18 protein-coding genes are annotated in these 21,013 nt (G+C 70.1%); 4 read left to right on the top strand and 14 right to left on the bottom strand.

Annotation, left to right across the window (positions count from 1 at the left end; all coding sequences use genetic code 11):
• Positions 1 to 10 precede the first annotated feature (10 nt).
• The 3 genes from AB0M01_RS21325 to AB0M01_RS21315 all read right to left on the bottom strand — a co-directional run bounded on the left by AB0M01_RS21325 (position 11) and on the right by AB0M01_RS21315 (position 3,316).
• A complete protein-coding gene (locus tag AB0M01_RS21325; RefSeq protein WP_363671995.1) occupies positions 11 to 343 on the bottom strand; it encodes an Lsr2 family protein in 333 nt (110 codons plus the stop codon).
• 230 nt (positions 344 to 573) lie between these two features.
• Positions 574 to 2,094 carry a lysine--tRNA ligase gene (lysS, locus tag AB0M01_RS21320; protein ID WP_363671993.1) on the bottom strand — a complete coding sequence of 507 codons (1,521 nt, stop codon included), beginning with the start codon at positions 2,092 to 2,094 and terminating at the stop codon, positions 574 to 576.
• 10 nt (positions 2,095 to 2,104) lie between these two features.
• On the bottom strand, positions 2,105 to 3,316 hold the full coding sequence (locus tag AB0M01_RS21315; protein WP_363671991.1) for an MFS transporter: 1,212 nt from the start codon (positions 3,314 to 3,316) through the stop codon (positions 2,105 to 2,107).
• Positions 3,317 to 3,376: 60 nt separating this feature from the next.
• Between AB0M01_RS21315 and AB0M01_RS21310 the strand changes: the two genes are divergently transcribed.
• Positions 3,377 to 3,952, top strand: coding sequence for a helix-turn-helix domain-containing protein (locus AB0M01_RS21310; protein WP_363671989.1), 576 nt, complete (start codon positions 3,377 to 3,379; stop codon positions 3,950 to 3,952).
• Between the two features lie 64 nt (positions 3,953 to 4,016).
• Positions 4,017 to 4,673, top strand: a complete 657-nt coding sequence (locus AB0M01_RS21305) for a DedA family protein (protein ID WP_363671987.1) — start codon at positions 4,017 to 4,019, stop codon at positions 4,671 to 4,673.
• Positions 4,674 to 4,678: 5 nt separating this feature from the next.
• Here the strand turns inward: AB0M01_RS21305 and AB0M01_RS21300 are convergent, their stop codons facing one another.
• Entirely contained in the window at positions 4,679 to 5,965 is a 1,287-nt protein-coding gene (locus tag AB0M01_RS21300) for a hypothetical protein (protein WP_363671985.1), read from the bottom strand.
• An 81-nt stretch (positions 5,966 to 6,046) separates the two neighbouring features.
• Between AB0M01_RS21300 and AB0M01_RS21295 the strand changes: the two genes are divergently transcribed.
• Positions 6,047 to 6,448 (top strand): TIGR03668 family PPOX class F420-dependent oxidoreductase, encoded by a 402-nt coding sequence (locus tag AB0M01_RS21295; protein WP_363671983.1) that lies wholly within the window; start codon positions 6,047 to 6,049, stop codon positions 6,446 to 6,448.
• Here AB0M01_RS21295 and AB0M01_RS21290 read toward each other — a convergent pair whose 3' ends face one another.
• The 7 genes from AB0M01_RS21290 to AB0M01_RS21260 form a co-directional block, all read right to left on the bottom strand.
• Positions 6,449 to 7,714, bottom strand: a complete 1,266-nt coding sequence (locus AB0M01_RS21290; protein ID WP_363671981.1) for a hypothetical protein — start codon at positions 7,712 to 7,714, stop codon at positions 6,449 to 6,451. It lies immediately after the preceding gene.
• Between the two features lie 8 nt (positions 7,715 to 7,722).
• Positions 7,723 to 8,985 carry a hypothetical protein gene (locus AB0M01_RS21285; protein ID WP_363671979.1) on the bottom strand — a complete coding sequence of 421 codons (1,263 nt, stop codon included), beginning with the start codon at positions 8,983 to 8,985 and terminating at the stop codon, positions 7,723 to 7,725.
• A gap of 2 nt (positions 8,986 to 8,987) precedes the next feature.
• A complete protein-coding gene (locus AB0M01_RS21280) occupies positions 8,988 to 10,241 on the bottom strand; it encodes a hypothetical protein (protein WP_363671977.1) in 1,254 nt (417 codons plus the stop codon).
• Positions 10,242 to 10,249: 8 nt separating this feature from the next.
• Positions 10,250 to 11,536 (bottom strand): hypothetical protein, encoded by a 1,287-nt coding sequence (locus tag AB0M01_RS21275; protein WP_363671975.1) that lies wholly within the window; start codon positions 11,534 to 11,536, stop codon positions 10,250 to 10,252.
• Positions 11,509 to 14,034: a hypothetical protein gene (locus tag AB0M01_RS21270; RefSeq protein WP_363671973.1), complete on the bottom strand. Its 2,526-nt coding sequence runs from the start codon at positions 14,032 to 14,034 to the stop codon at positions 11,509 to 11,511. The genes AB0M01_RS21275 and AB0M01_RS21270 overlap by 28 nt, the downstream gene beginning before the upstream one ends.
• Positions 14,035 to 14,148: 114 nt before the next feature.
• Entirely contained in the window at positions 14,149 to 15,615 is a 1,467-nt protein-coding gene (locus AB0M01_RS21265; protein WP_363671971.1) for a multicopper oxidase family protein, read from the bottom strand.
• Entirely contained in the window at positions 15,616 to 16,047 is a 432-nt protein-coding gene (locus AB0M01_RS21260) for a hypothetical protein (protein ID WP_363671969.1), read from the bottom strand.
• A 165-nt stretch (positions 16,048 to 16,212) separates the two neighbouring features.
• Between AB0M01_RS21260 and AB0M01_RS21255 the strand changes: the two genes are divergently transcribed.
• A complete protein-coding gene (locus AB0M01_RS21255) occupies positions 16,213 to 17,730 on the top strand; it encodes a nucleotidyl transferase AbiEii/AbiGii toxin family protein (protein ID WP_363671967.1) in 1,518 nt (505 codons plus the stop codon).
• On the opposite strand, the gene AB0M01_RS21250 is transcribed toward AB0M01_RS21255, so the two are convergent.
• The 3 genes from AB0M01_RS21250 to AB0M01_RS21240 are packed head-to-tail and all read right to left on the bottom strand — an operon-like array spanning position 17,714 to position 21,002.
• Positions 17,714 to 18,478 carry a type III pantothenate kinase gene (locus AB0M01_RS21250; protein ID WP_363671965.1) on the bottom strand — a complete coding sequence of 255 codons (765 nt, stop codon included), beginning with the start codon at positions 18,476 to 18,478 and terminating at the stop codon, positions 17,714 to 17,716. The genes AB0M01_RS21255 and AB0M01_RS21250 overlap by 17 nt on opposite strands.
• Positions 18,479 to 18,481: 3 nt before the next feature.
• Positions 18,482 to 19,336 (bottom strand): carboxylating nicotinate-nucleotide diphosphorylase, encoded by an 855-nt coding sequence (gene nadC / locus AB0M01_RS21245; protein WP_363671963.1) that lies wholly within the window; start codon positions 19,334 to 19,336, stop codon positions 18,482 to 18,484.
• Between the two features lie 4 nt (positions 19,337 to 19,340).
• Complete coding sequence (locus AB0M01_RS21240; protein WP_363671961.1) at positions 19,341 to 21,002, bottom strand: L-aspartate oxidase; 1,662 nt, start codon at positions 21,000 to 21,002, stop codon at positions 19,341 to 19,343.
• Positions 21,003 to 21,013 lie beyond the last annotated feature (11 nt).

The raw sequence follows: 21,013 nt of genomic DNA, 5'->3' as shown, positions 1-21,013 counted from the left end.
CCGCGGGGTGCTACTTCGCCTCGTTGTACGCCGCGCGCACCTCGGCCGAGATCCGGCCGCGCTCGCTGACCTCGTAGCCGTTGTCCTTGGCCCACGCCCGGATGTCGGCGGAGTCGGTGGCCGACCGGCCCCGACCGCGACCGCCACGTCCGGCCGGCCCACGGCGCCCGGCGACCTTGCGGGCCACCCCGACGTACCCGTTCAGCGCGTCACGCAGTTTGGCGGCGTTCTTCTTGGACAGGTCGATCTCGTACGTCGTGCCGTCCAATCCAAAGGTCACGGTCTCGTCGGCCTTACCACCGTCGAGATCGTCCTCGAGAACTACCTGGACCCTTTGCGCCATCGATGACAGTCCTTTCCGCGCCCGCCACCGGGCACAATCCCCCTACTTTTTGGCTTCCCCCTGATTTGTACAGCACAAACCCGGGCGTTGTCATTCAACAGGCGGAATGTGGGGAAAGATGTGACTTAAAACCCCGTCACGCACCGTATGCAACGGCAACGGAATGGACCCGGAAATGAATCGGCCCGTTGGTTGTGGTAAGCAACAGCTCCGAACGGGCCGATTCCCGGTCACTCCGGACGCAGCAACGGGAACAGAATCGTCTCCCGGATCCCTGCCTCGGTGAACAGCATGATCAGCCGGTCCAGCCCCATCCCGAGCCCGCCGGCCGGCGGCATCCCGAACTCCATCGCGCGCAGGAAGTCCTCGTCCAGCTCCATCGCCTCGGGATCGCCGGCGGCGGCCAGCATCGACTGTGCCACCAGGCGTTCACGCTGAATGACTGGATCGTTCAACTCGGTGTACGCCGGTGCCAGCTCGACCCCGTTGATGATCAGGTCGAAGGCCTCGACCAGTCCCTCGGTGGTCCGGTGCGGCTTGGCCAGCGGCCGCACCGAGGCCGGGTAGTCCTGGACGAAAGTGGGCTGGATCAAGGTGTGCTCGACCAGCTTCTCGTACAGCTCCAGAGCGATCTCGCCGGCATTCCAGCCGGGCTGCAACTCGACCTGGTGGGCCTCGGCGAGCTTGATCAGCCGGGTCGCGTCGGTGGTCACGTCGACGGCTTCACCGACCGCTTCCGAGATCAGGTCGAAAACACTCGCCGACCGCCACGGCAGGGTCAGGTCGATCTCCGAACCGTCGCGCCCTGTGACGGTGGTACGACCGACCGCCTCGCCGGCATTGAGGACCAGGTCGCGGGTCAAAGTCTTCATGGAGTCGTAATCACCGTAGGCCTGGTAGGCCTCGATCATCGAGAATTCCGCGGCATGGGTGGAGTCCAGGCCCTCGTTGCGGAACGTCCGGCCGATCTCGTAGACCCGGTCGACGCCGCCGATCATGGCCCGCTTGAGGTCCAGCTCGAGCGCGATCCGCAGCAGCATGTCCTGGTCGAAGGCGTTCAGGTGGGTCCGGAACGGCCGGGCCGCGGCGCCGCCGTTGGTGAGCTGCAGCACCGGGGTCTCCACCTCGACGAACCCCTGGTCGTCGAAGGTCTTGCGCAGCGACTTGAGCACGGCGGCCTTGGTCCGGACCATGTCGCGGGCCTCGGGCCGCACGATCAGGTCGACGTACCGCATCCGGACCCGCGCCTCCTCGCTGAGCGGGTGGTGCTCGTTGGGGAGCGGGCGCAGCGTCTTGGCCGCCATCTGCCAGGCGGTCGCCTGCACCGACAGCTCACCGCGCCGCGACGTGATCACCTCGCCCTGCACCGACAGCAGGTCACCGATGTCGACCAGCGCCTTGAACCGGGCCAGCTCCTCCTCGCCGACGTCGGCCAGCGACAGCATCACCTGCAGCTCGGTCCCGTCGCCCTCACGGAGCCGGACGAAGCAGAGCTTGCCGGTGTTGCGCAGGAAGATGACCCGCCCGGCGACGGCGACCTGCTCACCGGTCCGGGTGTCGGGCTCCAGCTCCTGTACGTCGTACCGGGCACGGAGGTCCTTGAGCAGGTGCGTCCGCTGCACGGTGATCGGGTACGGCTGCACCCCCTCGGCGAGCAGCCGGTCACGCTTCTCCCGGCGGACCCGCATCTGCTCGGGCAGGTCGTCCTGCCCGCTGTCGGGGGTCACCGGGGTCTCACGTGGCTCAGTCATAGGGCAAAGGCTAGTGACTGACCACCTCCGGGACCGAATCGTTTGTCCTGACCACCAGTACGGCGGCCAGCGCCGCAGCCACCCCGCAAGCGATCCCGCAGACCACGAACGTCGTCCGCGTCCCCAGTACGGCGGCCAACAGTCCACCGAGCGGCAGTGCGACCAGGCTGCAGGCCCGCACGGTCCCGCCGAGAGCAGCGATCGCCCGGCCGCGGACCTCCTCCGCCGTACGGGTCACGATCAGGGTGCTGGACGCAGCGTTGAGCAGACCGCCCCCGGCGCCGACCACCACAGCCCCGACGAACAGTGCGAACGCTCCACCGGCCACACCCATCAGCACACACGCAGCACCGATCGCTGCCATCCCGGCCAGCATGGCTCGCGACCTGCCCGTGGCTGACGTCAGCCGGCCGGTGCCCCAGGCTCCCAAGATCGCCCCACCGCCCTGCGCCGCCATCACCCAGCCGTAGCCGGCCGCGTCGAGCCCGAGCTCGTCGGTGACCAGGAACACCTCGACCACGTTGACGGCCTCGCCGACCACCACGAACACCCACAGGCAGACCACCAGGATCCGTAGCAGCGGGTCCCCCAGCAGGCTGCGCAGTCCAGCTGTCAGCGCGCCCTGCTCCCGTACGGCGTCTGCCACTGGCCGCCGCCTCGTCCGGACCGCCAGCGCGACCAGCGCGACCACACCGAAGGTAGCGGTGTCGACGAGCAGAGCCCCCCGCTCACCTGACCAGCTCACCAGTACGCCGCCGGCGGCCGACCCCGCCAGGGTGGCAACACCGACCAGAGCCTGGCTCGTACCGGTAGCCCGGCCGACGAGCTGCTCACCGACGATCCGTGGGATCAACGCAGCCCAGGCCGGACCGGCGACCGCCTGGCCCACCTGCAGGAGGCAGACCAGCGCGAGCGTCTCGGCGAGGCCGTGGCTGAACGCGAGCCCCAGACCGGCGACCACCTGCAGCAGGGACGCGCAGACCAGGACGGCGCGGGAGTCGTACCCGTCGACGATCCGGCCGGCGAACGGGATCATCGCGACCGTCGGTACGGCGAACGCCAGCAGCAGGGCGGTGACCGCACCCGGCCCTCCGGTCTCGGAGACCCTCAGCATCAGGGCGACCAGGGCCACCGAGTCCCCGGCGTACGAGAGCGCCCGGGCCGGCAGCACCAGCCGGATGTCGCGGAAGGACCAGATCGAAACCTGAAGTGTTTGCTTCACATATGTGAAGTTACTGCTTCAGAGTTTCGCCGGTCAAGGCTTCTGGCTACGCTGAGCGCCGTGGCCGAGAAGATGCGTGAGCTCACCGACCCGCGCGCGATCCGCGCGCTGGCGCACCCGGCCCGGCTGCGGGTGATCGACGAGCTCTACAACGGCAAGGTGCTGACCGCGACCGAGTGCGCGAAGCTCGCCGGGCTGACCCCGTCGGCGATGAGCTACCACCTGCGGGCCCTCGAGCGGTGGGGAATCGTCGAGCGCGCCGACGAGTCGGCGGACGGCCGCGAGCGACCCTGGCGGGCTCCCGCCGAGCGGGTGAAGATCTCGACGCAGTCGTCGGGCGCCGGGCGGCTGGCCGGGCAGGCGCTGATGCGCAGCTCGGTCGAGCGGATCCTCGAGCAGTTCCAGGAACTGCCGGCCAGCGATCCCTGGGACGACGTCAGCTCGATGAGCCGGTCCCGGTTGTGGCTCACCCACGACGAGACCGGGCAGTTCAACCAGGAGCTGGAGGAGCTGGTCGAGCGCTACCGCAAGGGCCGCAGCCAGACCTCGCACCCGGCCGGTGCCCGCCAGATCAGCACGCTGCTCGCCGTCGTACCGACCGGCGATCCTCCGGCCAACACCGGATCGGCCAGATAAATTCCTGCCGACGGATACTTCACAGATCAGTAAAACGGTTGCCTGACAGTGCCACGATTGGACCATGGGGGAACTTCACGCACTGGCGATCGCGGTACCGACCGGGGGCCTCGCGGTGCTGGCCTACCTGGTCGTCGGGCTGGTCATCGGCGTCGAGTCGATGGGCATCCCGCTGCCCGGCGAGACCACGCTGATCGCCGCGGCGCTGATCGCGTCCCAGGGCGACCTGCGGCTGTGGCTGGTGATCGCCGCCGCCGCGACCGGCGCGATCGTCGGCGACTCGATCGGCTACTTCATCGGGCGCAAGGCCGGCCGCGGGCTGTTCGAGCGGCTCGGCCGGCGCTCCAAGCACTTCTCCGGCGACCGGATCGAGCGCGCCGAGCGGTACTTCCACAAGTACGGCGTCTGGACCGTGTTCTTCGGCCGGTTCGTGGCGCTGCTGCGGATCTTCGCCGGGCCGATGGCCGGCATGCTCCGGATGCCGTACCCGCAGTTCCTGGCCGCCAACGCGGCCGGCGGGATCGCCTGGTCGACCACGATCGGGATCGTTGCCTTCAACATCGGTGACAACGCGGACCGGATCTTCGGCGAGCTGTCGGTCTGGGCGCTGGTGCTGATCGGCGTCGCCGCCGTCGCGGCGTACGCGGTCTACAAGCTGCGGCACCGGCGGCGGACCGAGCCCGAGCCGGTCGAGCTCGGCGAGACCGTCGACGCGCAGTAGCGCGATCAGCGGATCCGCAGCACCAGGCTCGGCGTCGCCGTCCCGTAGACCGGTGTGCCCTGGTACGTCGTACCGGGGACCAGGAAGCGGTACGCGAACAGCCCCGGCTTGACCGCCTTGAAGCTGATCGCCGCCCGGCCGCCGCGCATCGGCGTCGGCTTCACGTTGCCCCAGGCCCGGCCGTTCCAGAACTGCAGCATCGCGGTGGTGTTCTGCGCGGGCCGTACGACGACCGCCGCGTTGATGACCTCGTTGCGGTTGTGCAGGTTGCCCCCGGCGTACCCGGCGCCCTGGATCAGCAGCCGGCTGCGGGTCAGGTAGTTCTTGCTGCTGGAGGCCGCGGTCAGCGCGCCGACGCGGCTGTTCACCGGCACGTACGCCCGGTACGTGCGGGTACCGCCGGTGTTCACCCGGATCTCGAAGTGCCCGCCCGGCTGCGTGCTGCCGCGACCGGCCTGCACCCACGGCCCACCGGCCCGGTTCTGCGCCAGCACCACGACCGGCAGCCCGGCCGCCGTCGACTGTTGCACCGAGCAACGAGATCCACCGCAGCTGATCTCCTGCTGGATGGTCCGGCCGCGGATCAGCATCTGCTTGCCGAACGTCCACAGCGTCGGTACGGCGGCCGTCGTCGCGGTCGTCCGCCCGGCGATCTCCGCGCCGGTCAGCGAGGCCCACTCGTTCTTCGCGCGAAGCTGGAAGTAGTACGGCGGCCGCACGTTCTTCAGCACCAGGCTCGACTTGGTCGTCGGCGCCGCGACCGGTTTGAACGGCTGCCCGTTGACGCCGATCACCGGCGTGTACTGCTGCGTCCCGGCCGGCACGTCAAGCGGGTCGTTCGGCGTGAAGTCCTGCCCCGCCGCCGGCACCTTCCAGCTCACCTGCACGTCCTTGCCGGACACCCGCGCGACCGCGTCGGTCGGCCGCAGCGGCCCGTCGGTGTCGAACATCGGCGACCGGGCCGGCTTGCTCGTCACGCCGCCTCTCGACGTACCGATCGACACCGCGACCCGATAGTTCCCGTCGGCCGGGAACGCCGACGTCGGGATCGCCCAGGTGTTCGGGTCCCCGGCCGCGACGTACTTCACGTACGACGGGCTGCTCGACACCACACCCTCGATCGAGATCCGGTTCGGCGCGTTGTCGTCCTTCCAGCTGACCTGGACGGCCGTCTTCGTCGCGTCCCACGCGACCGAGACCCCGGTCGGCACCGGGTCCGACGTACAGGCGGTCAGGACTCCACCGAGCACTGTCGCGGCAACGACGGCAGGCAGTAACCGCACCCCGCCCATCGCACCTCACCTCACCGGAAGCTGGAACGCGTTGACCATACATAGTTGGCACCCCACGCTGCCTAGCCGGAGGGCCGAATCGTGATACTCCCCACCGACCTCTGCCGCACTCGCTTCGCCGCGGCCGAGCGGGCTTTCCTGGCCACCACCGGCCTGGACCTGAGGCCGCATGTGGTGCCCGTCACGTTCACTCTCGCCGACGACGTGATCGTGATCGCCGTCGACCACAAACCCAAGACGACCCGGAATCTACGGCGTCTCCGCAATCTCGCCGAGAATCCGAAGGCCACTGTCCTGATCGACCACTACGCACCCGACTGGACCCACCTGTGGTGGGTCCGAGCCGACTGCACGGCGGTTGTCGCGGCAGAGCACCCTCTCGATGCGCTGGCCGCCAAGTACCCGCAGTACGCCGAGACGCCGCCAGCCGGCCCTTTCATCGTCGCCCAGGTGACGAAGTGGACCGGCTGGTCAGCGAGCTAGCTAGCGGTACGTCGTGAGCGCGAACTGGTTGCTGTACGCCGCGGCGACACCGAGCCCGTTGAACGTGTGCGCCGGGACGTAGTACCGGTACGAGGTGGTGCCCACGGTCGTCTGGTGGATGACGCCCGTCGCGGCACCGTTCTTGAGGGTGACGTTGCCGACGGCCGTCCAGGTGGAGCCGGTCCAGCGCTGGAGTTGGGCGGTGCCGTTCACCTCCGGGGAGACCGAGAGGTAGGAGTCGACCTTCTCGCCGGCGACCGTTCGCGGCGTGGCTGGGACGGCCTCGGCCTTCTGCTGGGTCGTGGTGGTGACCGCGGGACTGTAGCCGCCGTACCAGACCGACGGCTCGTCCTGCGCCGTCGCGTTGGCGAACGCGACGCGGTACTGACGGGTGCCGCGGCTGGCGACCGTGAACTCGAAGTAGCCGTCGAAGACGTTGTGCGACGCCACGGCGTACCAGGGACTGGTCGCGGAGTTCCGGGCCTGCAGCGTCGCGCCGACGAACTCCGCGCCGACGTACGTCCCCTTGATCACCGTGTCGGAACCCGCGACCACCCAGGTCGGGATCGTCGCGTTGATCTGCGTCCGGCCGGTGCGGACCGTCTCGCTCGGGTTGCCGGTGAACCACTCGTTCTCGGAGAGCACGTAGAAACCGAACGGTGCCACCGGCCCGGTGAAGGTCAGCTCCGTCGCCGGGCCGGCCGGCCCGGCAGGCTGGCTCGGCTGGCCGCCTCCGAGGGTGTAGACCGGCCGCGAGATCGCCGGCACGTCCCGGTCCAGGGGATCACCTGGCGTCTTGTCGACGCGCGCCGGAGTGCCGGCCGTCCATTTGACCTGCAGCGTGCTCGTCCCCGATCCGGCCCAAGACACCAGCTTCGGCGCCCCCAGCGCGATCGTGTCGAACTCCGGCGACAACGCCACCGGGCTCGTCTCGCTGTCCGCCGTACCGACCGAGACGCCGATCTGGAGGAACGTCTTGAGACTCCCGAGCCCCGACAGCGTGGTCTTCCGGACGTCCACCGCGTTCGGCGCACCCGCCGCCACGTACTGCACCGCCTTCTCGTCGGTGCTCCCGGCAGACTGCACGAAGACCCGGTTCGGCTGGTCCCCGGTCTCCTCCCAGGTCACGTGGACGTACTCGAAGGTGTCGTCCTTCCAGCTGATCTTCACGTTGGTCGGGGCGTCGTCCGCGGCGAACGCGGGAGTCGCCGTCAGCCCACCGAACGCCAGGCCCACGCAGACCGCGGCAACTGCTGTCTTCTTCATCTGTGTCCTCACCGCGTCGTCGTCAGTACGAACTGGTTGCTGTACGCCGCGGCCACGCCGAGGCCGTTGAACGTGTGCGCCGGCACGTAGTACCGGTACGCCGTCGCGCCGATCGTCGTCTGGTGGATGATCCCGGTCGCGTTGCCGTTGGTCAGGGCGACGTTGCCGACAACCGTCCACGCGGAGCCGTTCCAGCGCTGCAGCTGAGCCGCGCCGCTCACCTCAGGCAGCACCGACAGGTACGCCGGGACGCGCGACCCCGCGACCGCGCTCGGCGCCGCCAGGCTCGCGATCGCCTTCTGCTGCGTCGTGGTCGTGACCGCCGGGGTGTAGCCGCCGAACCAGACGACCGGCCCCACGGTCGACGCGATGTTCGCGAACGCGACCCGGTACTCACGGGTGCCGCGGCTGGCGACGCGGAACTCGAAGGTCCCGTCGGTCAGGTTGTTGTACGACGTCACGGCGTACCAGGGGCTGGTCGCGGAGTTCCGCGCCTGCAGCGTTGCGCCGACGTACTCCGGGCCGCTGTACGTCCCGCGGATCACGGTGTCCGTCCCCGCGACCGCCCAGGTCGGGATGCTCGCGGTGAACTTCGTCCGCCCGGCGTGCACCAGCTCGCTCGGGTTCCCGGTGAACCACTCGTTCTCGGACAGCACGTAGAAGTCGTACGGCGCGTCCGGCCCGGTGAAGGTCAGCTCCGTCGCCGGCCCGGTCGGCCCAGCCGGCTTCGACTCCCCACCGGCGACCTTGAACCGCGGGTCGAACCGCACCGGGTCGCTCCGGTCCAGCGGATCCCCCGGCGTCGAGTCGTTCCCGGCCGGAGCCGCCGCCCACTTCACGTGCAGCGTGCTCGTCCCCGACCCCGCCCACGACACCAGCCGCGGCGTCCCCGCCTCGAACGTGTCGAACGCCGCCGACACCGCCACCGGACTGGTCAGCCCGTCCGCGGTCCCCACGGCGACCCCGACCTCGAGGGTGCCGTTGGTGTTCCCGTACTCGCTGACCAGGTCTTTCCGCAGGTCAACGACGTTCTCCCCGTCGGCGGCGACGTGCACCGCGAACTTCTCGACCGCCGATCCGGTCTTCCGCACGAAGACCCGGTTGGGCTGCGCGCCGGTGTCGGTCCAGGTCACCCGGATGAACTCGAAGGTGTCGTCCTTCCAGCTGATCTTCACGTCGGTCGGCGCGGGATCGGCAGCGTGGGCGGGCATGGTCGACAGTCCACCGAGCACCAGACCGGCGGCCAGGGCAACTCCGACGTGGTTCTTCATGGTCATTCTCCTGGGCCGACGTTGTTGACGAAGGTGTTGGTGTACGCCGCGGCGAACCGGGCGCCGCCGAAGCTGCTCGCGGGGACGTAGAACCGGTACGCCGTACGCCCGGGCTTGGTGGCGACGACCGAGCCGTAGCCGGTGCCGGCCTTCACCGCGACCGGGCCGACCGCCGACCATGCCTTGCCGGTCCACCGCTGCAACTGCGCGGTGGTGTTGACCCCGGGGTAGACGTAGACGCCGGCGGTGTTCCGCATGTTGGGGATGATCGGGTCCCCGGCGAAGAACCCGGAAGTCCGCAGCTGGGTGGTCGACGCCACCGGCGCCGTCGCCGCGCCGTACGCGATGACCGCGCCCGCGGAGTACGTCGCCGTCGGCGTGACCACGCGGTACTGGCGACTGCCTCCGGTGCCGAGCTGGAAGCCGAACGTGCCGCCCCTGAACACCGCCGACGCGACGACGTACCAGGGACTGGTCGAGCTGTTGCGGGCCTGCAGGGCGACCGGCCGGCTCTCGGCCGACGGCGTGTACGTGCCGGCCACCCGCGCGGAGTCCTGGTAGACGACCCAGGACGGGACCGTCGCGGTGAGCCGGGTCGCCTCGGCCGTCAGCAGCCTGCGGTAGAACTGGTTGCCCCATTCGTTGTACCCGGCAACATAGAGCGAGTACGGCGAACGCAGCGTGTAGGTCGCCTGGGTCGCGGCGCTCCGGGCCGCGATCGGGTACGACTTGCCGGACCCCGTCGGCACGTAGTTCACCTGGTACGTGAGCGGCTCGGTCCGGTCGAGCGGATCGTTGGGCGTGGTGTCGCGCGAGGCGTCCTTCCAGCGCACAGTGCTGACACCTGCCGCCGACAGCGTCCGGGACACCACCTCCGGCGCATCCGGCGTGTTCGCGTCGAAGCCCACCGACCGGACCGCCGACCGACCCGCCCCCGAGACCACGAACTCGAGCGGCGTGTCCCGCCCTTCCCGCCAACTGGCGTCCCGGATTCTGGCCGCCGGAACCTCCACGGAGTTCGGGTGGTCGGCCAGGACGGAGTCGGCGTAGTACGCCGTGCTGAAGCCCTGCTTGTACAACTGGATCGAGTTGCCGACCGGCTCGGCCTCGTCCCAGCTCACGACGACCGTCTGGAACGTCGTGTCCTTCCACGCGACCCGGACGTTGGTCGGCACCACCTCGGCGGCCGCCGGCGCGGCAACCAGCAACGAGGCGGCCAGCCCGGCAGCGAGCGCGAGTCCGATCTGCTTCTTCATGCCCGGCCTCAGGCCACGGTGGTGAGGACAAAGTTCGCGGAGTAGGCCGCGGCGTACGGAAGGCCCTTCACCGTCATCGCCGGCACGTAGTAGCGATACGCGACGCGGCCGAGGGCGCCGCCCTTGACGTACCCACGGGCGAGCCCGGTGGCCGTGGTGACGGGTCCGACCGTGCTCCAGGTCTTCCCGGTCCACCGCTGCAGGATCGCCGTGTAGTTCGCCGCCGGCGAGCTCGACAGGAGAGCCGTCGCGGTCTGGCCGCGCTTGACCGTGGTCGGCATCCAGCGCACGTCGTAGGGGTTGACCTGGATCGTCGTCGTCTGAGCCTGGCTGAAGCCGCCGAAGTACACGACGTTGCTGCGGTCGTCCGCGCGGTTGGGCACCTGGACGCGGTACTGCCGCGACCCCGAGGCGCCGAGGTCGAAGCGGTAGGTGCCGTCGTAGTTCGGCTGCGAGGCGACGACGGACCACGGACTGCTCGCCGTGGTCCTGGCCTGCAGGATCACCTGAGCGCGGTCGCCGCCGAACGTCCCGGTGATGGCGGGTCCCGACAGCGGCGAGGCGGCCTTCGCCCACGCCGGGATGACCGCCGTCAGCCTGCTGGGTTCGGCCCGCACCAGATCGCTGCTGAACGATCCCCACTCGTTGGTGGCGACGACCTCGAACCGGTACGGCGGCGGCGGTCCGGTGAAGCTGATCGCGGTCGCCGCCGACGCCGCGGCGAGGTCAGTGATCTTGCCTCCGGCAACGATTCGCGGCGTGTACAGCGTCGTGGCGGTGAGGTCGAGCGGGTCGTTGGGCGTCGAGTCCGTGCCGGAGACGGGGAGCGGCTTCCACTCCACCCGCAGTGCGCTGCTGCCCGACATCGTCGCCGAGACCTTCGAGACCGGCACGGCCGGTGTGGTGTCGAACCGCGGCGAGACACCCGCCGGGCCGGTCTCCCCGGCCGCCACCTCGATCTGCAGCGTTTCGGCCACCGCCTGCAGCCTGGTCGCCGGGTAGTCGACCACGTTCGCGGCTCCCGCCGGGACGAACACCGGGAGCGCGGTCTTCGTCCCGCCCACCGGCCGCACCACCACCTTGTTCGGCAGGTCGCCCGCGTCGGTCCAGGTCACCCGGACGACCTCGTGGGTCGAGTCCTTCCACGCCACCATCACCGCGCTCGGCGCCGGGTCGGCCGCGGCGGCTTCGGTGGCCGTCAGCACCGAACCGAGCAGACCGGCGGCGACAGCGAGCGGAGTCAGCTTCTTCAGCACAGCAACGCCTTTCAGCGAGGACCGGTCGAGTAGTGGCATCCCTGCGACGGCAGGCAGGGGCCGGCCATCCCCGGGATGATGTTGTTCACGAAGGTGTTCGTGTACGCCGCCGCGAACCGGGTGCCGCCGTACATCGTGGCGGGCACGTAGTACCGGTACGCCGTCCGGCCGGGCTTGGTCGCGATGATGTAGCCCTTGCCGGTGCCGCCGCGCACCGCGACCGGTCCGACCGTCGTCCACGCCTTGCCGTTCCAGCGCTGCAACGTGGCGGTGGTGTTCGCCTTCGGGTAGACGTAGACACCGGCGGTGTTCCGGTCGTAGGTGCCGAGCTGCGGCGAGACGAAGAAGCCGAACACGTCGAGCTGCGTGGTCGACGACGAGGTCGCGCTCACCCCCTGGTACGCGAGCGAGCTGCCGAACCACGTGGCCGGCGCCACCACCCGGTACTGACGGCTGCCGCCGGTCCCGAACGGGAACGAGAACTTGCCGTTGCTGAACTTGCCCGAGCTGACCGTGTACCACGCGCTGGTCGACGTGTTCCGGGCCTGCAGCACGATCTGCCGCGACTCGTACGCCGGCGCGTAGGACCCGGTGATCGTCGAGGCCCGGTTGTAGACGGCCCAGGCCGGGACCTTCGCGGTCACGGTCGTCGGGTGCGTGGACAGGAAGTTGTAGGCGCTGGCGCTGCCCCACTCGTTGTAGGCGTCGACCCACAGAGTGTGCGCCGATCGCAGCGTGTAGGTCAGCTGCGTCGCGGTGGTCCGTCCACCGATCTTGATCTTGGAGTATCCGGCCGCGTCGTACCCCGCCTGGTAGGTGATCGGCGAGTTCAGGTCGAGCGGGTCGTTCGGCGTCAGGTCGGTCAGCGGCGGCGACTTCCACTTCACGGTCATCGCGCCGGACGCGGCCAGCGTCGACGAGACTCGCTGCGGAACGGCCGGGACGTCCGCGTCGAAGCCCGGGGAGAGCGCCTCGGGACCGTCCGACCCCGCCGACACGGCGAGCTCCAGCGGGAGGTCGTCACTCATCCCGGAGTAGTTCCCGGAGACGGCGAAGGTCGACAGGTCGATCGAGTTCGGCTGCTCGGCGGTCGTCGACCAGGACCGGTACACCTTGGTCGAACCGCGCTGACGCAGCGAGATGACGTTCGCGACCGGCGCGGCCTCGTCCCAGCTCAGCACGATCTGGCCCACCGCGTTCGGTTTCCAGCTGAGCTTGACGTTGGTCGGCGCCGGCTCCACGGCGTGGGCCGGGGAGGCGACGAGCACCGAGGCGACGAGGCCGCCGGTGACGACGAGGGCAGGGAGGATTCTCATGGATGCCTGTTCAGCTCGTGGTGAGGACGAAGTTCGGCGAGTACGCCGCCTGGTAGGTGGCGCCCCGGTAGGTGACGGACGGGACGTAGTAGCGGTAGGCGACCCGGCCGGCGGTGACGGCGCGGACGTGGCCGACGCCCCGGCCCGCGCGCACCGTGACCGGGCCGACGGTCGTCCAGGTCTTGCCGTTCCAGCGCTGCAGGACTGCCGTGGTGTCGGCCGGGGGTTCACGGTGACGTGCGCGTCGCCCATCTGTCCCTTCCGGATCGGGCCCGCCTGGAAGATGCCGTAGGTGTTCAGCTGGATCTTCGTGGTGGCGATCGGGCTGTAGGCGCCGAACCACACCGCGGTGCCGATCACAGCGTTCGGGACCTGCACCCGGTACTCACGCACACCGGGACGCACCAGGTCGAAGGAGTAGTTACCGGTGGAGTGCGTCGTCGTGACGACGTACCAGGGACTGGCCGGTGTGTTGCGGGCCTGCAGGATCACCGTTCGCCCGTCGGTCCCGGTGACGGTCCCGGTGAGCGTCAGCAGGTCCTCGTAGCGGGCCCAGGCGGGAGCGCGCAGGGTGGGAGCGCTTCGGTTCGCCTTGAGGGCCGCCACGACCGGACCGGAACCCCACTCGGTGAGCTGTCGCACCTGCAGGGCGTAGAACTTCGCCGGCGGGGTCACCGTCAGCTGGGTCGCGGTGCTCGGTCCGCCGAGGTCGACGTTCGTACCGTCGACCTGGGAGTTGACCTGGAACCGCGGTGGCGCCGTGACGTCGAGCGGGTCGCCCGGCGTACCGTCCGCCACGCTGGCGGCGCGCCACCGGACAGTCACGGCGTTGCCCGTGCCGATGGTGTTCGAGATCGGCACCGGCGCCGGTGCCTGCTGGGTGTCGAACTCGCGGGACAACGCGATCGGGCTGCTGCCGGCCGAGACGCCGATCTGCCTGACCTGCAGGCTCGGGAGGTAACGAGCCGGAATGTCCACCGCGTTCGGTGCGTCCGCCGCCACCAGCACCTGCTGCTCGACGATGGGCTGTCCCTGACGGTGCAGGACGACCCGGTTGGGCTGTGAACCCTCCTCGTCCCAGCTCACCAGGACCTGCTGGTACGTCGAGTCCTTCCAGGCGATCCGCACGTTGGTCGGTGCCGGGTCGGCGGCGTGCGCGGGTGTGGTGACGGCGGTGGCGAGCAGGGCGCCGCAGAGCAGGGCGGTGGCGAGGCGCTTCAAGAGGTGTCCCCAGGGTGAAGAGGGCCATGTTCCCCCACGGCCCAGCCAGCGCATTCTTCACGAATGGAGACAGGATTGGCAACAAAGTTGCAGGTTGTTGCAAAGCGATCGGGGTCACTCCGGTTTGTTGCCGTGGGCACCGCCGGTGTGGAAGGTGCTGGTGACGCCGGCGTACATCAGGTGGGTGACCAGGCCCTGGGCCGCGTGCTGGAGGTTGTGGCAGTGGTCCATCCAGAGGCCGGGGTTGTCGGCGACGAAGGCGATCTCGAAGGTCTCGTCGTCCTCGACGTTCAGCGAGTCGACCCACCAGGGGCTGCCGGTCGCGGCGACGCCGTCGCGGCTGAGGACGACGACGTGGTGGCCGTGCAGGTGCATCGGGTGCACCTGGCCGGAGGTGTTGCGGACGGTCATCCGGACGACGTCGCCGTCGGAGACCATGAACATCGGGACGTTCGGGAGCTGGTGGCCGTTGATCGTCCACCACAGGCCGGGGCGGCCGTCGAAGAAGCCGGGGCGGCGGCCGATCCGGTACTCGAAGTGCCTGGTCGCCTTGGCCGGGTCGAACGCCAGGGGCTTCGGTACGCCGTAGCTGAGCAGGTCGACACGGTCACGCGGTTCGCCGGCCTGGGGTGCGGTGCCGGCGCCGATCACGAGCGTGGTCGGGCCGCCGCCGAGGCCGATCCTGACGGCGGATCCTTGGGGGACGGTGAGTTCGAGGTCGATTCTTCCGCCCGCAGTGACGAGGATCGACTTGTTTTCGACGGGTGAAGGTTGGTTCAGGTCAGTGCCGTCGACGGCGACCACCTTGTACGCCGTACCGTCGACCCACGCGGCCATCGGGCCGTTGTCGGTGTTGATCAGGCGGACGCGGAGCGTGGCGCCGGGCCGGGCGTCGACGCGGCGTTCGCCGTACTGGCCGTTGACGGTGCGGAGCTTGTCGTAGGTGTGCATGGCGGCGATCACGTCTTGCGGTGTCGGCGAGATGACCAGTACGCCGTACAGGCCTTTGGCGACCTGCTCGTGGGAGACCTGGTGCGAGTGGTACCAGTAGGTGCCGGCGTCGACGGCGACGAACTTGTAGACGAAGGTCTGGCCGGGGAGCACCGCGTCCTGGGTGACCCCCGCGACGCCGTCCTCGGCCGGCGGGACGTCGACGCCGTGCCAGTGCAGGGTCACGCCGTCGGGGACGGACTCGTTGTGCAGGGTGACCTGGACGAGTTGGCCTTGTTTCGCGGTGATCTGCGGGCCGGGTGAAGTGTGGTTGAGGGTGTAGCCGTCGACCGGGGCGCGGCCCTCGATCGGGATCTGCTCCTTGCGGGCGGTCAGGTCGACGAGGACGTCGGCCTTGCGGTCGGCCGGGACGGAGAAGGACGCGAGGTCGCGGCCGTGGCCCGAGTGTGCGGTGGTCGTCGGCCCGCCGCCGAAGTCGGCGTACCCCATGTCCATCGGGGAGAGGTCGTTCGGGATCAGGCTCTGCTGCCAGAAGAAGATGATCGGCGCGAGGATCGCGACGGTTGCGGCAAGAGCGAGCACGAGCCGCCGCCGGGATCGTTCCGGCGGCGAACTCGTTGCTTCAGGCATCTAGATGTTGGCGTCCGCGGCGGCCGGTGCCTCCGTACGGGTCGCCGCCCGGCGGCCCGCGATCCCCGCGACCGCCAGCAGCGCCAGCGCGTTCGCCCCGTGCAGCGCGCCCACCGCCGGTACGCCGAACGACACGAACGCGAGCGCGATCTGCAGCACCACCAGCCCGACGACGTACAGCGCCCACCTCACGCCGCCCGCGACATGCGCGAAGAACGAGACGATCAGCAGCGCCAGCGCGAGCAGCGGGATCACCATCGAGCCGACGATGCCGTGCAGGGCGTGCCCGAAGTTGCCCTCGTAGTTCTTGTCGATCACCAGCCCGCCGTCCATGTCCTTGAGCGCGGTGAACCACCCGAGCGCGATCGCCATCGCCTGCACCAGGACGCCGACCCCGATCAGCAGCGCGAGCCACCGGTAGACCGATTTCATCTGATCCTCCCCCGGATCCGCGCGGCCGTCGGCCGGAAAAGTCCCCACCCTCCGGCCCGGACCCCGCCCGGGAGCCGCGCATTTCTCAATATGCGACTGTTGCCGCCCGCACACAAGGCCCGAAACCCGGTGACCTGCGGTGACGCGGCGTGAGATCGTTCCCCGGTGCCCGACTACTTCGGCGACTTCGAGATCCACCTGACCGGCTACTCGACGCAGGCCGACCGACTGCAGCTGCTGGCGGAGCGGCACGGTGTGAAGTTCAGCGACATCGAGCTCGACCGTGGCCGGCACCGCCAGCAGCCGATGCTGACCATCCCGGCTCGCGGCACGCTCGCCGAGGTCCGGGCCGAGGCCGAGCGGTGGGACGAGCGGGTCTCGCGGCTCAGCTTGTACCCCGTCCGGGTGAAGATCGAGGCGGCGCCGTGGAACGCCGGCGTACCGGTCGGGGACGCCGACGCGGATCCCGCGCTGTACTTCGAGCACCACGTGAAGCTGCTGCTCGACGAGCTCACGGTGGCGCAGACGATCGCCCTCACCGAGCTCGCCGAGCGCCACGGCGCGCGGCTGTCGCGCAACGCCCGCCGCCACCTGGCCGAGGGGCGGCACGAGCGGTTCGTGACCCAGCGCTGCTTCGGAGTCGGCAGAACCACCGCCCACGCCCGGCTCGAAGCGCTGGTCGCCGACCTGCGGGCCGCTCGTCACCGGATCCTCGAGACCGAGGAGGAGTACGTCGTCCACGACAGCGCCCTCGCGCTCGACGCGGGCTGGCTGACGACGATCGACCAGCACGCCGACTCCTACGAGGACCAGCACCGCCACGCACCAGAAGGCTCCGAGGACTACCCCGCGACGTACAAACCGTTGCCCCAGGCCCCCGAATACCAGCACCGCGCGGCCTTCGACCCCTCATTGCAGCACTACAGCAACGCCTACCGCGCCGGCCGCCCGCGCTTCATCGACCCGGACGCGCAAGCCCGCTGGCGGACCACCCGCCAGGAGGTGATCGACCACCTCCTCGGCCTGATCGCGACCTCGCAGTGGGCCGACCACCTCGTACTCCGCGGCAGCGTCACCCTGCGCGCCTGGTTCGGCGACGAGGCCCGCGAGCCCGGCGACCTCGACTTCGTCGTCGTCCCGCAGTCGATCTCCGCCGACGACCCGCGCCTGCTCGACGACGTGATCGCCCTGGTCGCCGCCGACCCGGGCCCAGGGCTCAAAGCCGACGAGGTCGCGCGCGACGAGATCTGGACCTACGACCGCGTCCCCGGCCGCCGCCTGGTCTTCCCGTACGCCGGCGACGGCACCATCCAGCTCGACTTCGTCTTCAACGAGGAGCTCCCGATCCTGCCGGAGCGGCTCCCGATCGGCAGCGGCCACCTGCTGACAGCCACCCCCGAACTGTCACTCGGCTGGAAGCTCCTCTGGCTCACCAGCGACCTCTACCCCCAGGGCAAAGACCTGTACGACGCCGTACTGCTCGCCGAACGCACCGACATCTCACCGGCGCTCATCCGCACGCTGCTGGACGGCGAGGAGTTCAGCCCGCTGACCGTGCTCGCCCTGGAGGTCGACTGGCGCAACTTCGCGGACGAGTACCCGAACGTGGAGGGCGACGCCGAGCACTGGCTGCGACGACTGGCGCTCGCGCTGGAGCGGTCGTACGTCAGTGGTTCCGGGTGAACGCCTGATCGAGGCCGAGCAGCGGCAGGAACGGCTCGTGCTGGGTGATCAGCGCGGACTCCGGCACGATCAGCGGTGCCAGCGCGCCGGTCGCCACGACCGGGACCTCGCCCGGGACCAGGCCCTGCTCGGTCAGGATCCGGGTCACCAGCCCGTCGACCAGAGCGGTGAAGCCGAAGATCGCGCCTGACTGCAACGCCTCGACAGTGTTCTTCGCGACGGCGGCCCGCGGACGCGTCAGCTCGACCCGTCGCAGCTGAGCCGCATGCTCACCCAGGGCATCAGTCGCCGTCTCGATGCCTGGGGCAATCGATCCGCCGACGAACGCACCCGCCGGGTTGACCAGGTCGACGGTGGTCGCCGTACCGATGTCGACGACGACACACGGCGCGCCGTACCGGTTGACCGCGGCGAGCGCGTTGGCGATCCGGTCGGTGCCGACCTCGCGCGGGTTGTCGACCAGCACCGGCAGGCCGGTCTTCACGCCGGGCTCGACCACGACGCTCGGCACGTCGCGGTAGTACCGCGACACGACGTCCCGCAGCTCGTGCAGCACGTGCGGTACGGCGGAGCAGACCGCGACGCCCGACACCGGCGTCTCGCCGGCCAGCAAACCCTCGAGCAGGACCGCCCATTCGTCAGCGGTACGGCGGGAGTCGGTGCCCACCCACCAGTACCGCTTGACGGTGCCCTCGAAGACCAGCCCGACCAGGGTCCGGCTGTTCTCGACGGCGACGGCCAGCAACATGGGTCAGGCTTCCTGGAGATCCAGCGCGATGTCCAGAACAGGCGCCGAGTGCGTCAGCGCACCGACGGCCAGGAAGTCGACGCCGGTCTCGGCGACCTTGCGGGCGACGTCCAGCGTCAACCCACCGGACGCCTCCAGCCGTGCCCGCCCGGCGATCTTCTCGACCGCGTCGCGGAGCTGGTCGATCTCCATGTTGTCGAGCAGGATCAGGTCCGCGCCGGACTCGAGCGCGATCAGCGCGTCCTCGACCGAGTCCACCTCGACCTCGACCGCGATCTCCGGGTAGGCCTTGCGGACCAGCCGGAACGCCTCGGCGACGCCGCCGGCCGCGATCACGTGGTTGTCCTTGATCAGCGCCGCGTCGGACAGGCCCATCCGGTGGTTCCTGCCGCCACCGCACCGGACGGCGTACTTCTCCAGCGAGCGCAGCAACGGCATCGTCTTGCGGGTGTCGCGGATCACCGCTCCGGTGCCCTCGACCTCGTCCACCCAGCGCCGGGTCAGCGACGCGACCCCGGACAGGTGGCAGACCAGGTTGAGCATCGTGCGTTCGGCGGTGAGCAGCTTGCGGGTCTTGCCGCGCACGGTCATCAGGACGGCGCCGGCCTTGACCTGCGTCCCGTCGGTGACCGAGTGCTCCACCTCGACCTCGTCGCTGCCGGCGACGATCCGGATCACCATTTCGGCGATCTCCAGCCCGGCGACGACGCCGTCGGCCCGCGCCACCAGCTCGGCGACCGAGACCTGCGCCTCGTCGACGGTGGCCGTGGTGGTGACATCGACACCGCCGGCCAGGTCCTCCTCGATGGTGGCCCGGACGAGGTCCTCGACCCACCGCTTGTCGAGCGTGTCATCCATGTCGCTACTTCCCCTCCGATGCTTCCTTCAGCGCCACGAAGGCCGTGGCCGGCCGGGCGGTGGTTCCCTCGCCCGGCAGCGTGAGGTCCAGATTGCCCGACCACTGTGCGTCGTCGCGATCCGGGTGGTCCTCACGCCAGTGCGAGCCACGGCTCTCCTCGCGGGCCGTGGCCGCCGCGACCAGGGCGGACGCGACGGTGACCAGGTTGGTGGCTTCCCAGCCCGGCGTACCGGGTTCGCCCGCGGGCTGCTCGATCAGTGCGCCGAGCCGGTCGCCGGCGTCGGCGAGCCCGGTCGCGCTCCGGATCACTCCGGCACCGACCGTCATCACCCGTTGCAGCTGCGGTACGACGTCTGCGTCCACCAAGCCGGGAACCCTACCGTCCGCGGCCGGTTCGCGCAGGTCGGGCAGGTTCTCGGCCAGCGCGGCGGCGATCCGGCGGGCGAAGACGAGGCCTTCGAGCAGCGAGTTGGAGGCGAGCCGGTTGGCGCCGTGGACGCCGGTGCAGGCGACCTCGCCGCAGGCGTACAGGCCCGGTACGGAGGTCTGGCCGTCCAGGTCGGTCCAGACGCCGCCGGAGGAGTAGTGGCAGGCGGGCGCGACTGGGATCAGCTCCCGGACCGGGTCGATGCCGTGCGAGCGGCAGGAGGCCAGGATGGTCGGGAACCGGACGCGCCACTTCTCGTCACCGAAGTGCCGCGCGTCGAGCAGCATGTGATCCTTGCCGGTAGCAAGCATCTGACGCATGATCGCCTTGGCCACGATGTCGCGGGGGGCCAGGTCGGCGAGCTCGTGCTGCCCCTGCATGAACCGGTTGCCCTCGTGGTCGACCAGGAACCCGCCCTCGCCGCGGACGGCCTCGGAGACCAACGGCTGCTGGCCTTTCGCACCCTTGCCGAGCCAGAGCACGGTCGGGTGGAACTGGATGAACTCCAGGTCCCGCACCTTCGCCCCGGCGCGCAGCGCGAGCGCCATCCCGTCGCCGGTCGAGACGCTCGGGTTCGTCGTGGCGGCGTACAGCTGACCGAGACCACCGGAGGCCAGTACGACGGCGCGGCTGCGGATCGCACCGACGCCGTCGAGCTGCCCCTCGCCCATCACGTGCAGCGTGACGCCGGCGACCGCGCCGGACGCGTCCTGCAGCAGGTCGAGGACGAGCGCGTGCTCGATGATCCGGATGTCGTCGGCGCGCTTCACGGCGGCGACCAGCGCGCGCTCGATCTCGGCGCCGGTCGCGTCACCGCCGGCGTGGGCGATCCGGTTGCGGTGGTGCCCGCCTTCGCGGGTCAGCGAGAGGTCACCGTCGGCGAGTTTGTCGAACACGGCTCCGAGCTCGATCAGATCCCGTACGGCGTCCGGTCCCTCGGTCACCAGCGCCCGTACGGCGGCCGGATCGCTCAACCCGGCGCCCGCGACCAGCGTGTCCTGCAGGTGCTCCTCGGGCGAGTCCTCCGGGTCGAGCGCGGCCGCGATCCCGCCCTGCGCCCACTGCGTCGAGCCGGAGGCGACGACGTCCTTGGTCACCACCAGCACGGACCCGAGCTCCCGCAGCCTCAACGCGGCGGTGAGCCCGGCGATCCCCGACCCGATCACCACCACGTCCACGGTGTCGGTCCAGCCGGGCGCGGGCGCAGCGAGCCGTTGTGGGACGGCGGGTGCAGTCATTCGTTGACCGT

Source organism: Kribbella sp. NPDC051770 (assembly GCF_040681455.1).
In the GTDB taxonomy this organism is placed as follows: Bacteria; Actinomycetota; Actinomycetes; order Propionibacteriales; family Kribbellaceae; genus Kribbella.
This window is presented reverse-complemented; position numbering and strand designations above follow the sequence as displayed.

Excerpts from the sequence above, each read along its gene's own strand:
- AB0M01_RS21260 (WP_363671969.1), bottom strand. The coding sequence starts at position 16,047 with ATGAAATCGGTCTACCGGTGGCTCGCGCTGCTGATCGGGGTCGGCGTC.
- AB0M01_RS21250 (WP_363671965.1), bottom strand. The coding sequence starts at position 18,478 with ATGTTGCTGGCCGTCGCCGTCGAGAACAGCCGGACCCTGGTCGGGCTG.
- AB0M01_RS21275 (WP_363671975.1), bottom strand. The coding sequence starts at position 11,536 with ATGCCACTACTCGACCGGTCCTCGCTGAAAGGCGTTGCTGTGCTGAAG.
- AB0M01_RS21285 (WP_363671979.1), bottom strand. The coding sequence starts at position 8,985 with ATGAAGAACCACGTCGGAGTTGCCCTGGCCGCCGGTCTGGTGCTCGGT.
- AB0M01_RS21265 (WP_363671971.1), bottom strand. The coding sequence starts at position 15,615 with ATGCCTGAAGCAACGAGTTCGCCGCCGGAACGATCCCGGCGGCGGCTC.
- AB0M01_RS21290 (WP_363671981.1), bottom strand. The coding sequence starts at position 7,714 with ATGAAGAAGACAGCAGTTGCCGCGGTCTGCGTGGGCCTGGCGTTCGGT.
- lysS (WP_363671993.1), bottom strand. The coding sequence starts at position 2,094 with ATGACTGAGCCACGTGAGACCCCGGTGACCCCCGACAGCGGGCAGGAC.
- nadC (WP_363671963.1), bottom strand. The coding sequence starts at position 19,336 with ATGGATGACACGCTCGACAAGCGGTGGGTCGAGGACCTCGTCCGGGCC.
- AB0M01_RS21300 (WP_363671985.1), bottom strand. The coding sequence starts at position 5,965 with ATGGGCGGGGTGCGGTTACTGCCTGCCGTCGTTGCCGCGACAGTGCTC.
- AB0M01_RS21325 (WP_363671995.1), bottom strand. The coding sequence starts at position 343 with ATGGCGCAAAGGGTCCAGGTAGTTCTCGAGGACGATCTCGACGGTGGT.
- AB0M01_RS21305 (WP_363671987.1), top strand. The coding sequence starts at position 4,017 with ATGGGGGAACTTCACGCACTGGCGATCGCGGTACCGACCGGGGGCCTC.
- AB0M01_RS21240 (WP_363671961.1), bottom strand. The coding sequence starts at position 21,002 with ATGACTGCACCCGCCGTCCCACAACGGCTCGCTGCGCCCGCGCCCGGC.
- AB0M01_RS21280 (WP_363671977.1), bottom strand. The coding sequence starts at position 10,241 with ATGAAGAAGCAGATCGGACTCGCGCTCGCTGCCGGGCTGGCCGCCTCG.